The organism is Microbispora hainanensis (assembly GCF_006874475.1).
In the GTDB taxonomy this organism is placed as follows: Bacteria; Actinomycetota; Actinomycetes; order Streptosporangiales; family Streptosporangiaceae; genus Microbispora; species Microbispora hainanensis.
In genome coordinates this window covers 19,956-33,269 of sequence record NZ_VIRM01000074.1, presented here as the reverse complement: position 1 = coordinate 33,269, position 13,314 = coordinate 19,956, and the positions used below count along the sequence as shown (strand labels likewise).

Genomic DNA, 13,314 nt, shown 5'->3' with positions numbered 1-13,314 from the left:
CGCCGGCTCTCGCACGCTGATCTCCATGCCCTCAAGCAGATCATTCAGACGTATGGGATGGCCGCAGGCCAAAGGCATCCCACCGGGGGGCCTTCGGCCTACGCCGCCGCATGCTGGTGAGGCGGGTGCCTCCGATCAGTGCGCGAGACCGGGACCTTAACCGGAGTGGCCTGTCGCTCGGGGGAGTGGCCGCATCAGGCCGGCCAGGACGGCGAGGCAGGCGATGGTGATCGCCAAGATCGGCGGAAGTACGGCCCACGCGGGTTCGTCGCCGCGAGCCTGGGCGACGAAGGGCGTGACCATGATCGGCAGGCCGGTCAGCGCGAAGAAGACCAGCAGGCCAGGCGCGGTCGCGTAGGCCCATGGCCGATCCCGGAGGAGCAGTACTCCGGTGATGAAGGCGGCGGGCAGGAAGAACGACAGGTCGAGCACGTGCACCGGGCTGGACGGCAGGGCCAGTTCGCTCACGCTCTCGGGGAGGCGGCCGGCCAGGGTCGCGGGCACGATGTCCTTCAGCCACAGCAGCGTGAACAGTGCGGCCACGATGATGAGGAGCCATCCCGCCGGCCGTCGGGGTGCCCGGTCGAACCGCGCCGCGGCCGCTTGTGCGTCGAGTGCCGCCAGGCCGCCAATGAGGGAGAACGCGGACAGCCCGAGGACGGCGACCCAGACCAGGAAAAGCGGCCCGACGTGGACCGACAGCGTGTAGATGACGTAGTTGTAGGTCATGAAGGCCACGGCGCCGAGCCACATCAGGTACGCGCGGAGCAAGCCCCGGCGGGCGAGGAAGGCGAATACGGCGATAGCCGGTGAGACCACGGCGAGATTGACGGCGTCCTGGGCTATCGCCTGGTTGACGAAGGCGCTCGTCTCTCTGCCGTAGATGCCTTCCAGATCGAGCAGCGCGTAGATGTTGCCCGCGGCGGCCAGGAGCGCCGCCGTGACCGACAGCCGTAGCCAGACGCCGACGGCCCGGCCGGCCCATGCCGTTGAGGCGGCAGGGGCAGGCGGGGAAGCCACAGAGATCATGATCGTCTCACAGCTCGAAGACCAGCCGGGCGGGGATCCGGCCGGCGAGGATGTCATCGAAGGACTGGTTGATCTCGTCCAGTTTGCGGGTCTCGTACTTGACCGTCGTGCGGCCCGCGGCGTGCAGGCGGAAGACCTCGGCGAGGTCGGCGCGAGTGCCGACGATGGACCCGATCACGCTGAGGCCGCCCAGCACCGTCTCGAAGATGGGCAGGCGCATCGCGTTGTCTCGGGGCAGCGAGACCAGCACCAGGCGCCCCCCGCGACGCAGCGACGCGTGCGCCTGCTGCAGGACGCGCGGGTCGGCCGCCAGGACGACGGCCACGTCGGCACCGCCGAGGTCGCGAATCGCTCGCACCGGGTCGTCGGCCGCGGCGTTCACGACGTGAGTGGCGCCGAGTTCACTGGCGAGGAGGAGCTTTTCGCCCGTCACGTCGACCGCGACGGTCTCGGCGCCGAAAATCTGCGCGTACTGTTGCGCCAGATGCCCCAGCCCGCCGATGCCGAAGATCGCCGCACGCTCGGCCGGGCGGAGCCCGGACACCTTGATGGCCTTGTACGTTGTCACCCCCGCACAGGTCAGGGGAGCGGCGTCGAACGAGCTCACGGCTTCGGGCACGGGGACCACGTGGCTGGCATAGGCCGCGACGTATTCAGCATGGCAGCCGTTCAGGCTGTAGCCCGTGTTCAGCTGGGACTCGCAGAGCGTCTCCCGCCCACTCACGCAGTAGTCGCACGTACCGCAGGCATGTCCGAGCCATGGGACTGCGACCCGCTCCCCGACGGCCCGGCCGGTCACGCCGACGCCGACCTGCTCGATCACGCCGATTCCCTCATGCCCGGGCGTGAACGGCAGAGCCGGCTTGACGGGCCAATCTCCGCGGGCGGCGTGGATGTCGGTGTGGCACAGCCCGCTGGCCTCGACACGGACCAGCACCTGGTCAGGTCGCAGCTCCGGAACCGGAAGGTCGCGGATCTCGACCGGGCCGTCGAATCGGGTGACCACCGCTGCACGCATTGGCTTTTCCTCTCCACTGGGGGCCTCTAGCGTCCTCCCGCAGCGTCTGTGCCGGCAGGGCCGGACGGGCCACCGTCGTGGGCCGAAGTACCGTCCGGATCAGTGGCCCAAGGTCCTGCACCCCGACGCCACGAGCCACCGCGCCGCGACGGGACGTCCGTGGTCGCGGCCACGGACGGAAGACAGGGTTACGGCGAGCCAAGCGAGAGGCGGGAGAGAAAAATGTCTCATCACGGCTTGCACCGCCGTGAACCTCGTATCCGGGGCTCCTCGGACTGTCACTCGGCTATGCGGGCGGCCATCTCGACGAGTCGGTTGGCGTAGCCCCACTCGTTGTCGTACCAGCCGAAGACCTTCACCAGCTCGCCGTCCGCCTGCGTGAGCGCGGAGTCGAATACGCAGGAGGCAGGGTCCCCCACGATGTCGCGGGACACGATCGGGTCGGTGCTGTAGCGCAGCACGCCCTTCAGTTGCCGGTCGGCGGCGTCGGCGAAGGCCCGGTTGACCTCCTGCACCCCTGCAGGGCGGGACAGCACCACGGCGAGGTCGGTGAGCGAGCCGTCCTCGACCGGGACGCGCAGCGCCACGCCGTCCAGCCGGCCCGCGAGCTCGGGCAGTACCTCGCCGACCATCCGGGCGGCCCCGGTCGTGGTCGGGACGATGTTGACGGCGGCCGAGCGGGCCCTGCGGGGGTCCTTGTGCGGGGCGTCCAGCAGTCGCTGGTCGGCGGTGTACGCGTGCACGGTCGTCATGAAGCCGCGGACGAGGCCGAAGTTCTCGTGCAGCACCTTCACCATCGGGGCCACGCAGTTGGTGGTGCATGAGGCCATGGACACGATTTCGTGGTGGCGGGGGTCGTAGGCGGCGTCGTTGACTCCGGGGACGATCGTGACGTCCACGCTCTTGCCCGGTGCGGAGATGAGGACGCGGCGGGCGCCGCCCTTGAGGTGGCGGGCCGCGTCGTCGCGTGTGCGGAACCTGCCGGTGGCCTCGATCACGAGGTCGGCGCCATAGGCGGCCCAGTCGATGTGTGCGGGGTCGCTGTGCGCGGTGATCGGGATGGAGCGGCCGTCCACGTCGATGGAGGAGGCGGTCGCGGTGACCGGAACGCCGAGGGGGCCGTGTGTGGAGTCGAACCTGAGCAGGTGGGCGAGGGTCACCGCGTCCGCGAGGTCGTTGATCCCGACAACCTCGATGCCCATGGGCAGCGCGCGGCGCAGCACGGCCCTGCCGATCCTGCCGAACCCGTTGATGCCGATCTTCATGGTGATCCTCCTCAGCGTCGGCTGTGCCGCCATCGTCTGTCCCGGCACGAAGCTGTCGTAGAGGCATAAGTGCCGGAGATAGAGGCGCAACAGCCCCCGCGCGAAGGCCTTCCGCCTCTCCGCCTGCGCCGGGTGGCGGCGATGGGATGCCGGTGTCACGAGGAGGAAGAGATGCGTGTGAAGGTCGCCCAGGTCATGGCCCGCGACGTCCCTGTCGTGGAGGGGGGCACGCCGTTCAAGACCGTCGCCCAGGTGCTGATCGCCGCGGACCTGGCTGCCGTGCCCGTGGTCGACGCCGACAACCGGGTCATCGGCGTCATCACGGACGCGGATCTGCTGCTCAAGGAGGAGTTCAAGGATCAGTACCCTCACGAGGGCTACCGGCCGCCGCTGCGTGCCCGACTGCGGCGCCTGATCGGCCGGCCTGGGTGCGGCTGGCGTGAGAAGTCGCGCGGTGACACGGCCGCCGAGCTGATGACGTCCCCGGCCGTCACGATCGGCCCGGGAACGGCGGTGGTGTTCGCCATCCGGCTCATGGACCAGCACGGCGTCACGCACCTGCCGGTCGTCGCGGAGGACGGCACACTCGAGGGCATGGTCGGCCGGCACGACCTGCTGCGGGTCTTCACCCGCCCGGATGCCGACATCGCCCGCGAGATCACGATCGACACGTTCGGCCGTTCCCTGTTCCGCGACCTGGCCATGGTGACCGTGACGGTCGATCAGGCGTTGTGACGCTGGCCGGTCACCTGCACTGGCGCAGCGACGCCCTGACAGCCACCCGGCTGGCGCGCGGTGTCAACGGCGTGGTGGATGTGATCGACCACCTGGAGTGGGAGCAGGACGACACCCACACCTGGCGCCATCGATGACCGTCGCTCGCTGAGTGCCGGGTCCAGCGATGGTGAGCGAACCCACGACCATATGGCTGGTCGAACACCCGTCAGCCGCCGGGCACGCCGCCGTGCAGCCGGGCCCTGCCAGCAGTCGTTCCGATGGTCAGGGGCGGCCGGCGGGCTCCCAGCCGCGGCGCGGCGGACGGGATCCTCGCTGGTCGTCGCGGCTGCGATAGACGATGTATGGCCTGGTCAGGTAGCCGACGGGCGCTGTCATCATGTGCACCAGCCGGGTGAACGGCCAGACGGCGAACAGGACCAGCGCGCTCAGCGCGTGCAGCTTGAACAAGATCGGCGCGCTCGCCATCAGCTCCCCCTCCGGCTGGAGGTAGAAGACCGACCGGAACCAGGGCGAGATCGTCGTGCGGTAGTCGTAGCCGCCGCCGACGATGTTGGCCATGACGGTGGCGGCCAGCCCGAGCGCGATCGTCAGGGCGAGCACCGCGTACATCAGCTTGTCGTTGCGGGTGGTGGCGGTGAAGACCGGGCCGACCGTGCGGCGGCGGTAGACGAGGATCGCCAGGCCCGCGATGGTGCAGACGCCGGCGACCGTGCCGAGCACGACCGCGGTGAGGTGGTAGGCGTGCTCGCTCACTCCCACCGCCTCGGTCCAGGTCTTGGGGATCACCAGGCCGCCCACGTGGCCGAGCGCTACGACCAGGATGCCGAAGTGGAACAGCGGGCTGCCGATCCGCAGCAGCCGTGACTCGTACATCTGGGAGGAGCGTGTCGTCCAGCCGAACTTGTCGTAGCGGTAGCGCCAGATGTGGCCGAGCACGAAGATCGTCAAGGCCACGTAGGGGGCGACCATCCACAGCGTCACGTCGAGCGCGTTCACCGCGATCCTCCCAGCATCCCAGCCTGCACCGGGACGAAAGCCTCATGCCCGTACGGCTCCAGGCCGACCTCCTCGGCCGGCGGTCCCTCCTCGGCCAGCCGCAGCGCGGCCCGGCGCTCCCGCTCGGTCGGCGGGGGCAGCGTCGCCAGCACCGCCGCCACGACCTCGGCGTATGGCGAGCCCTCCTCGCGCAGCGCGCGCAGCAGCGTCTCCAAGCCGGCCCGGTGCTCGCGCAGCAGCCGCACCGCCTGCTCGGTGGCGCCCCGGCCGGACAGCTCACACACCACGCCCAGGTGGTCGGGCAACTCGTCTGCGACCTCGAATCCGGCCGCCTGGTAGGCCTGCTTGAACCGCAGCAGGGCCATCCCGCGTCGCCGCGTGTCGCCGTAGGTGTAGTAGGTCAGGTACGGGCAGCAGCGGCGCTTGAGGTCGAACGTCGCCACGTAGTGCTCGGCCAGCTCCGGCAGCGGGGTGGCGGCCACGTGCGCGAGGAAGGCGGCCAGCCGCCTGGCCGGTTCGCCCGGCCCGAGCTCCGCCACCGTGGAGTTCAGCAGCGGCAGCGCCTCGATCAGCCGCTCGTCGGGGTACGACAGCAGCACCGAGGCCGTCATGTGCACCGTGCGGTCGCTCACGACTTGTCCTTCCGCTTGGGGAACAGCCCGTCGGGGGTGCCCTTGCCGTCCCAGTTGAGCAGGTTGACCCGGCCGCGCAGCTCGCTCGCCCGGTCCAGGTCGTCGGTCTCCTGGCGTTCCTTCAGCGCGTGGAAGTTCTCCACCGCGACCGGCGCGGGCAGGCCGGACGCCTCGCCGAACGGGCCGCCCATGCCGGGGCCGCCGTCGTAGTCGAGGCTGCATCCGGTCGCCAGCTCCTCCAGCCGGGCGCCCTCCTCGGCGTGCGCCTTGGGAATGACGTACCGCTCGGCGTACGGCGCGATGGCCAGCAGCCGGTACATCTCCTCGATCTGCTCGGGCTTGAGCCCGACGGCCGCCGGGATCGACTCGTCGCGCTCACCGCCGAGGTTGATCCCCCGCATGAACGAGCGCATCGCGGCCAGCTTGCGCAGCACGGCGCGTACGGGCTCGGGGTCGCCGGCGGAGAACAGCTCGGCCAGGTAGCCGATCGGGATGCGCAGCGCGTCGATGGCGCCGAACAGGTTGCCCGCCTGCTCGCCGTCGTGGCCGGTCTCGCGTAGCACGTCGACCACGGGCGACAGGGGCGGGATGTACCAGACCATGGGCATCGTCCGGTACTCCGGATGCAGCGGCAGCGCCACGCCGTAGTCGAAGATGAGCTTGTGGATCGGGGAGCGGCGGGCTGCCTCCAGCCAGTCCTCCGGGATGCCGGAGGCCCGCGCGGCGGCGATCACCTCGGGGTCGCGAGGGTCGAGCATGACGCTCTTCTGCGCCTCGTACAGCGCTTTCTCGTCCTTGACCGAGGCGGCCTCGGCGACGCGGTCGGCGTCGTACAGGATGAGCCCGATGTAACGCAGCCGCCCGACGCAGGTCTCCGAGCACACGGTCGGGATGCCGACCTCGACCCTCGGATAGCAGAACGTGCACTTCTCGGCCTTGCCGGTGCGGTGGTTGAAGTACACCTTCTTGTACGGGCAGCCGGTGACGCACATCCGCCAGCCCCGGCAGCGGTCCTGGTCGACCAGCACGATGCCGTCCTCCGAACGCTTGTACATGGCACCGGAGGGGCAGGAGGCGACACACGACGGGTTGAGGCAGTGCTCGCAGATGCGCGGCAGGTAGAACATGAAGGCGCGCTCGAACTCCAGCTTGACCTGGTCGGACACCTTCTTCAGCACCGGGTCGGCGGGGGCCAGTTCGGGCGCGCCGGCGAGGTCGTCGTCCCAGTTGGCGCTCCACTTGATCTTGGTCGGCTCACCGGTGATCAGTGACCGGGGCCGGGCGACCGGAGTGTCCTCGGTGACCGGCGCGGAGAACAGCCGGTCGTAGTCGTAGGTCCAGGGCTCGTAGTAGTCGCCAATGGACGGCATGAGCGGGTTGGCGAAGATGGTCAGCAGCTTCCTCAGTCGGCCGCCGGCCTTGAGCTGGAGCCGGCCCCGCCGGTTGAGCTCCCAGCCGCCCTTCCACTTCTCCTGGTCCTCGTACGTGCGGGGGTAGCCCTGGCCGGGCCGCGTCTCCACGTTGTTGAACCAGACATACTCGGTGCCGGCCCGGTTGGTCCACGCCTGCTTGCAGGTGACCGAGCAGGTGTGGCAGCCGATGCATTTGTCCAGGTTCATCACCATCGCGAGCTGAGCCATCACGCGCGTCATCAGTAATCCACCTCCTGGGCGCGGCGGCGGATCACGGTGACCTCGTCGCGCTGGTGGCCCGTCGGTCCCAGGTAGTTGAAGGCGAAGCTGAGCTGGGCGTACCCGCCGATCAGGTGGGTCGGTTTGATCAGCAGGCGGGTGAGGCTGTTGTGGATGCCGCCGCGGCGGCCGGAGGTCTCGCTCTTGGGCACGTCCACCACGCGCTCCTGGGCGTGGTACATGTACACGGTCCCGGTGGGCATGCGGTGGGAGACCACGGCCCGGGCGACCACCACGCCGTTGCGGTTGACCGCCTCGACCCAGTCGTTGTCGTGGATCCCGGCCCGCGCGGCATCGGCCGGGCTCATCCAGATCGTCGGGCCGCCCCGCGACAGCGTCAGCATCAGCAGGTTGTCCTGGTACTCCGAATGGATCGACCACTTGGAGTGCGGGGTGAGGTACCGCACCACGATGCCGTCCTCGCCGCCCGGCCCCGCGGCCAGGGCGGCCGTGTTGAGCGGCGGCCGGTAGACGGGCAGCGCCTCGCCGGCCTCCTGCATCCAGTCGTGGTCCAGGTAGAAGTGCTGGCGTCCGGTGAGGGTGTGCCAGGGCTTGCGGTGCTCGACGTTGATCGTGAAGGCGGAGTAGCGCCGGCCTCCGGTCTCGCTGCCCGACCACTCGGGTGAGGTGATCACCGGTGTCGGGCGTGACTGCGTGTCGGCGAAGGTGATCCGCCGGTGCTCGTCGGCCAGGCCGCCGAGGTCGGTGCCGGTGCGGCGGGCCAGGGTCGCGAACCCCTGGGCCGCCAGACGGCCGTTGGTCGTGCCGGACAGCGCGAGGATCGTCTCGCACATCGCGACGTCGGTCGCCAGGGAGGGCCGGCCGTCGGCCGCTCCCCCGCGCACGGTCCCGATGACCCTGCCCAGGCGTTCGACCTCGGCCGCGACGTCGAAGGTGACGCCCTTCGTCGTGGCGCCCAGGCGCTCGGCCAGCGGGCCGAGTGCGGCGAGTTTGTCGGCGACCGCGCCGTAGTCCCGCTCGACCACCACGATCTTGGGGAACGTGCGGCCCGGCACCGGCTCCTCGCCGGTCTCCCGCCAGTCGTGCACCCGCCCGTGCGGGGTGGCCAGCTCGTCGGGCGTGTCGTGCAGCAGCGGCACCGCCACGACGTCCTTGCGCACACCCAAGTGCGTGCGGGCGAGGTCGCTGAACGCCCTGGCGATCGTGTGGAAGGCCGCGAAGTCGGTGCGGGTCTGCCAGGGCGGGTCGATGGCTGGGGTGAAGGCGTGCACGAACGGGTGCATGTCGGTCGACGACAGGTCGTGCTTCTCGTACCACGTGGCCGCCGGGAGCACGATGTCGGAGAACAGCGTGGTCGACGTCATCCGGAAGTCGAGCGACAGCAGCAGGTCGAGCTTGCCCCGGGGCGCCTCGTCCCGCCAGGTCACGTCGTCGGGCCGCCGGTCGGGACCGTTCTCCTCCGCCCGGACCGCGTCGGAGGCCCCGAGCAGGTGCCGCAGGAAGAACTCGTTGCCCTTCGCGGAGGAGCCGAGCAGGTTCGCCCGCCACACGGTGAGCACCCGCGGCCAGTTCTCCGGCGCGTCGGGGTCCTCACAGGCGAAGCCGAGGCGGCCCGCCCGCACCTGCTCGACAACGTACGGCGCGGCCTCCTGACCCGCCTGTTCGGCCTCGTCGGCGAGGTCGAGCGGGTTGCGGCCGAAGGTCGGATAGGACGGCATCCAGCCCAGGCGCGCGGACTGGGCGAGCAGGTCGGCGCTGGTACGCCCGGTGAACGCCCCGCCGCCGAGCGGCGAGGCCGCCACGTCGGCGGTGTGCTCGTCGTAGCGCCACTGGTCGCTGTGCAGGTACCAGTACGCCGTGCCGATCATCTGCCGCGGTGGGCGGGACCAGTCGAGGCCGGAGGCCATCTGCGCCCAGCCGGTGACCGGGCGGCACTTCTCCTGGCCGACGTAGTGCGCCCAGCCGCCGCCGTTGACGCCCTGGCAGCCGGTCAGCGTGACCAGCGCGAGGAACGCGCGATACATCGTGTCGGAGTGGAACCAGTGGTTGGTCCCCGCCCCCAGGATGATCATCGATCGGCCGCCGGACTCCTCGGCGTTGCGGGCGAACTCCCGGGCGATCCGCGCGGCCGCGTCCGCCGGCACCGAGGTGATCGCCTCCTGCCAGGCCGGGGTGTACGGCTGCGCCGGGTCGTCGTAGCCGGACGGCCACTCCCCCGGCAGCCCGTCGCGGGCCACGCCGTACTGCGCCAGCATGAGGTCGAACACCGTGGTGACCAGGTGACCGTTCACACGGCGGGCGGGCACGCCGCGGCGCATCGCCCCGTTGCCGGGCGCGTCGAACCGCGGCAGCACCACCGGCACGGCCTCCCCCTGCCCGGACAGGCTGAGCGCCGGGTCCACCTCGCCGAGGTCGAGGTTCCAGCGGCCCTCGCCCTCGGCGGAGAACCGGAAGCCGAGCGAGCCGCCAGGCACCACGGGTTCGCCGTCGCGGGAGTCGAGCAGCACGGTCTTGAACGCGGCCTCCTCGCCCTCCTCGCCGAGGTCGGCGGAGGTGAGGAACTTGTCCGGCACGTACGCGCCGCCGTCGTGCTCGCGCAGCCGCACCAGGAAGGGCAGGTCGGTGTAGCGCTTGACGTAGTCGAGGAAGCGGGGCGTCTCCCGCTCGACGAAGAACTCCTTCAGGATCACGTGACCCATGGCCATGGCCAGGGCGCCGTCTGTGCCGGGGTGCGGAGACAGCCATTCGTCGGCGAACTTGGCGGCGTCGTTGTAGTCCGGCGCCATGACGACGACCTTCTGCCCCCGGTAGCGGGCCTCGGCCATGTAGTGCGCGTCGGGGGTACGGGTGACCGGCACGTTGGAACCCCAGAGCATCAGGTAGGAGGCGTCCCACCAGTCCGCCGACTCCGGCACGTCGGTCTGGTCGCCGAACACCTGCGGCGAGGCCACCGGCAGGTCGGCGTACCAGTCGTAGAACGACAGCATCGTCCCGCCGAGCAGCGAGACGAACCGCGCGCCCACCGCGTGAGAGACCATCGACATCGCCGGGATCGGCGAGAAGCCCGCGACCCGGTCGGGACCGTAGGTCTTGATCGTGTGCACGTGGGCGGCGGCGACGATTTCGGCGGCCTCCGCCCAGGAGACGCGGACGAGCCCGCCCCTGCCCCGCACCTCCTGGTAACGGCGGCGCTTGACGGGATCGGTGGTGATCTCGGCCCACGCCGCGACCGGGTCGCCCAGCCGCGCCTTGGTCTCGCGGTACATTTCCACCAGCACGCCCCGCGCGTACGGGTAGCGCACCCGGGTCGGCGAGTAGGTGTACCAGGAGAAGGCCGCGCCGCGCGGGCAGCCGCGCGGCTCGTACTCGGGGCGGTCGTCGCCCACGCTGGGGTAGTCGGTCTGCTGCGCCTCCCAGGTGATGATGCCGTCCTTGACGTACACCTTCCACGAGCACGACCCGGTGCAGTTCACCCCGTGGGTCGAGCGCACCACTTTGTCGTGGCTCCACCGGTCGCGGTAGAACACGTCGCCCTGGCGTCCGCCGATCTGGTGGAGCGTGCGCAGGTCCGGCGACACCTCGCCGCGGCGCAGGTGCCGCCCCAGCCCGAGCAGGGCGTCGCTGACCGGCCCGTCGATCCTCGACATCGCTTTCCTCTCCCTCACGTCACACGAGGTCACGGGCCGGTTCGGACCGCTCGGGGGCGCCGGGTCGCAGCACGAACCAGCAGTAGACCAGCGCCGCCGCGGCGACGGCCGCCAGCAGCATGAGCCCGATGGCGTACGAACCGGTGGCCTGGTAGATGAGACCCATGACGATCGGCGGCAGGAATCCGCCGAGACCGCCGACCGCGCCGACCACGCCGGTCGCGCTGCCGATCGCGTGCGCCGGCACGGCCCGGCCGAGCAGCGCGAAGATCGCACCGTTGCCCAGGCCGAGCGAGGCCGCCATGGCCAGGAAGCCGGCCGTCGCCAGTGGCATCGGCGGAGCGAACGACACGGCGACCGCGCACACCACCGCGACGGCGAGCGCCCCGGAGAGCACGATCTCGCCGCCGAAGCGGTCCGCCAGCCAGCCGCCCACCGGCCGGGCGAGCGTGGCCAGCACGACGAACCCGGCCGCCCGTGCGGCCGCGTCGGCCGTGGACAGCCCGTAGACCGCCTTCAGATACAGCGGCAGGTAGGCGCCGAACGCCACGAACCCGCCGAAGGTCAGCGCGTACATCGCGGCCAGTTCCCGGGTGACGCGCAACCGCCCCGCGGCCAGGAACCTGGCGAGGAACGGCTCGGTCGCGCGACGGGTGCCGGGCGCCTCCCGGCCGAACGCCAGGAACGCCAGCCCGACGACCACCAGCGCGACCGCGACCACGAAGAACGGCACCGGCCGGCCGAACCGGTCCGCCAGCCAGGGAGTGGCGAAGCCGGAGATCGCCGTGCCGATGTTGCCCATCCCGAAGATCCCCAAAGCCAGCCCGCGGCGCTCCGGCGGGAACCAGGCGTTGACGAACGGCACGCCGATCGCGAAGGTGGCCCCCGTCAGGCCCAGGACGAACCCCCCGGCCAGCAGCGCCGGATAGCTCCCGGCGAAGGCGAGGAAGACCACCGGGACCACGCCTAGCATGCTCGCCACCGCGAACATCAGCCGTCCGCCGTACCGGTCGGTCAGCGCGCCGAACACGATCCGGCCCAGCGACCCGACGATGACCGGGATCGCGACCAGGACCGACGCCTGGAAGGGCGTCAGCCGGAGCAGTTCCTTGTACGTCGAGCTGAGCGGGCTGAGCAGCGCCCATGCCCAGAAATTGACCGCGAAGCCCGCCGTCGCCAGAACCAACGCGACCGCCCGGCCACCCTTTCGCGTCTCCTCGGCGGCTGCTGTGCCGACTGTCATACCGTTCCTCCGGGGGGAGAGGATCTTCCGCACCCTCACACTCCTGTTGGGACGGCGCGGACGTCAGGGACCTTGGTCCTTCGGCCGTTACCCAGAAGACCATTTGTTACCCGAGAATCTCGGACATAACACGTCGCGATCGAGGAGCGCATCGCGCGTTGTACGCAAGGTGATGTGGCAGGGGAGGGAATCACTGCCTCATCGGTTGGCGCGGACAACGGCCAGGGGAACCGTCGCGTAGTGGAGTAAGGCCTGGCTGACCGACCCGAGGAGCAGACCGCTGAACTCCCCGTGGCCGTGAGAGCCGACGACCAGCAAGTCCGCGCCCTGCATCGCCTGCAGCAGCGCCTCCACGGGGTGACATCGGACGACCCACTCGGTGACCTGCAGGTCCGGGTACAGCTCCCGCCGTCCGGCGAGGGCCTCGGCGACCATCCGCACCTGCGTCTTTTCGTCGTCGAAGTCGTCGGGCACCGGCGCTAAGCCGCGGCCCGCGTCCAGTGGGCTGTAGGCGTGCACGACCCGCAGGCCGGCACCGCGCAGCGCCGCCTCGGCGAAGGCGAAGTCGAGCACGCGCGCGGAGGCGGGTGATCCGTCGATGCCCGCGACCACCTCTCCTCGCGGGGCCTCGGAAGGCTCTCGCACCACGACCACGTCGCATGGGGCCCGCCCAGCCACGCCGTACGCGACCGAGCCGAGCAGCAGTCCGCGGAACCCACCCAAGCCGTGGTTGCCGATGACCAGCAGATCCGCCCCTGTGGATGCCTCGATGAGCGCCGGGCGCGGGTCGCCGGCCAGGATCGCGGTGTCCACCGTAATCCGGGGCGCCTCCGCGCGGACCCGTTCCAGGGCGGCGGCCAGCGCGGCGGCGGCGCCGTCGCGCATCCAGGCCGCGACCTTCGCGTACCGGCCCCGGCCAGTGCCGGAGGCGGCCCAGGCCGGGATGGCGTTGGCCACCCGGAGCGGGACGCCACGCAGATCGGCTTCCCGGGCCGCCCATGCGGCGGCTTCCAGCGCGGCATGCGAACCGTCGACGCCTACCAGGATCATGTTGTTCTCCTTCATTTCGCATGCTCCATACATGGGACACCTTG

Annotated in this window: 11 protein-coding genes; 2 read left to right on the top strand and 9 right to left on the bottom strand. The window is 70.7% G+C overall.

Annotated elements, in window-relative coordinates; all coding sequences use genetic code 11:
• Nucleotides 1–156: 156 nt before the first annotated feature.
• The 3 genes from FLX08_RS36970 to gap all read right to left on the bottom strand — a co-directional run bounded on the left by FLX08_RS36970 (nucleotide 157) and on the right by gap (nucleotide 3,318).
• Complete coding sequence (locus tag FLX08_RS36970; RefSeq protein ID WP_142624914.1) at nucleotides 157–1,020, bottom strand: hypothetical protein; 864 nt, start codon at nucleotides 1,018–1,020, stop codon at nucleotides 157–159.
• A 16-nt stretch (nucleotides 1,021–1,036) separates the two neighbouring features.
• A complete protein-coding gene (locus FLX08_RS36965; RefSeq protein WP_142624913.1) occupies nucleotides 1,037–2,047 on the bottom strand; it encodes a zinc-dependent alcohol dehydrogenase in 1,011 nt (336 codons plus the stop codon).
• Between the two features lie 278 nt (nucleotides 2,048–2,325).
• Nucleotides 2,326–3,318: a type I glyceraldehyde-3-phosphate dehydrogenase gene (gene gap / locus FLX08_RS36960; RefSeq protein WP_142624919.1), complete on the bottom strand. Its 993-nt coding sequence runs from the start codon at nucleotides 3,316–3,318 to the stop codon at nucleotides 2,326–2,328.
• Nucleotides 3,319–3,483: 165 nt separating this feature from the next.
• Between gap and FLX08_RS36955 the strand changes: the two genes are divergently transcribed.
• Complete coding sequence (locus tag FLX08_RS36955; RefSeq protein WP_244313157.1) at nucleotides 3,484–4,047, top strand: CBS domain-containing protein; 564 nt, start codon at nucleotides 3,484–3,486, stop codon at nucleotides 4,045–4,047.
• Complete coding sequence (locus tag FLX08_RS42675; RefSeq protein WP_244313156.1) at nucleotides 4,044–4,184, top strand: BON domain-containing protein; 141 nt, start codon at nucleotides 4,044–4,046, stop codon at nucleotides 4,182–4,184. Before FLX08_RS36955 ends, FLX08_RS42675 begins: the two co-directional genes overlap by 4 nt.
• Before the next feature lie 127 nt (nucleotides 4,185–4,311).
• On the opposite strand, the gene narI is transcribed toward FLX08_RS42675, so the two are convergent.
• The 6 genes from narI to FLX08_RS36925 form a co-directional block, all read right to left on the bottom strand.
• The gene (gene narI, locus FLX08_RS36950) at nucleotides 4,312–5,046 is read right to left on the bottom strand and encodes a respiratory nitrate reductase subunit gamma (protein ID WP_142624912.1); all 735 of its coding nucleotides are present in this window, start codon (nucleotides 5,044–5,046) and stop codon (nucleotides 4,312–4,314) included.
• Nucleotides 5,043–5,678, bottom strand: coding sequence for a nitrate reductase molybdenum cofactor assembly chaperone (narJ, locus tag FLX08_RS36945; protein ID WP_244313155.1), 636 nt, complete (start codon nucleotides 5,676–5,678; stop codon nucleotides 5,043–5,045). The genes narI and narJ overlap by 4 nt, the downstream gene beginning before the upstream one ends.
• Nucleotides 5,675–7,330 (bottom strand): nitrate reductase subunit beta, encoded by a 1,656-nt coding sequence (gene narH, locus FLX08_RS36940; RefSeq protein WP_142624911.1) that lies wholly within the window; start codon nucleotides 7,328–7,330, stop codon nucleotides 5,675–5,677. Before narH ends, narJ begins: the two co-directional genes overlap by 4 nt.
• A complete protein-coding gene (locus FLX08_RS36935; RefSeq protein ID WP_142624910.1) occupies nucleotides 7,330–10,977 on the bottom strand; it encodes a nitrate reductase subunit alpha in 3,648 nt (1,215 codons plus the stop codon). The genes narH and FLX08_RS36935 overlap by 1 nt, the downstream gene beginning before the upstream one ends.
• A 19-nt stretch (nucleotides 10,978–10,996) precedes the next feature.
• Nucleotides 10,997–12,220: an MFS transporter gene (locus tag FLX08_RS36930; protein ID WP_142624909.1), complete on the bottom strand. Its 1,224-nt coding sequence runs from the start codon at nucleotides 12,218–12,220 to the stop codon at nucleotides 10,997–10,999.
• Between the two features lie 198 nt (nucleotides 12,221–12,418).
• Entirely contained in the window at nucleotides 12,419–13,270 is an 852-nt protein-coding gene (locus FLX08_RS36925; RefSeq protein WP_142624908.1) for a universal stress protein, read from the bottom strand.
• Between the last annotated feature and the right edge of the window lie 44 nt (nucleotides 13,271–13,314).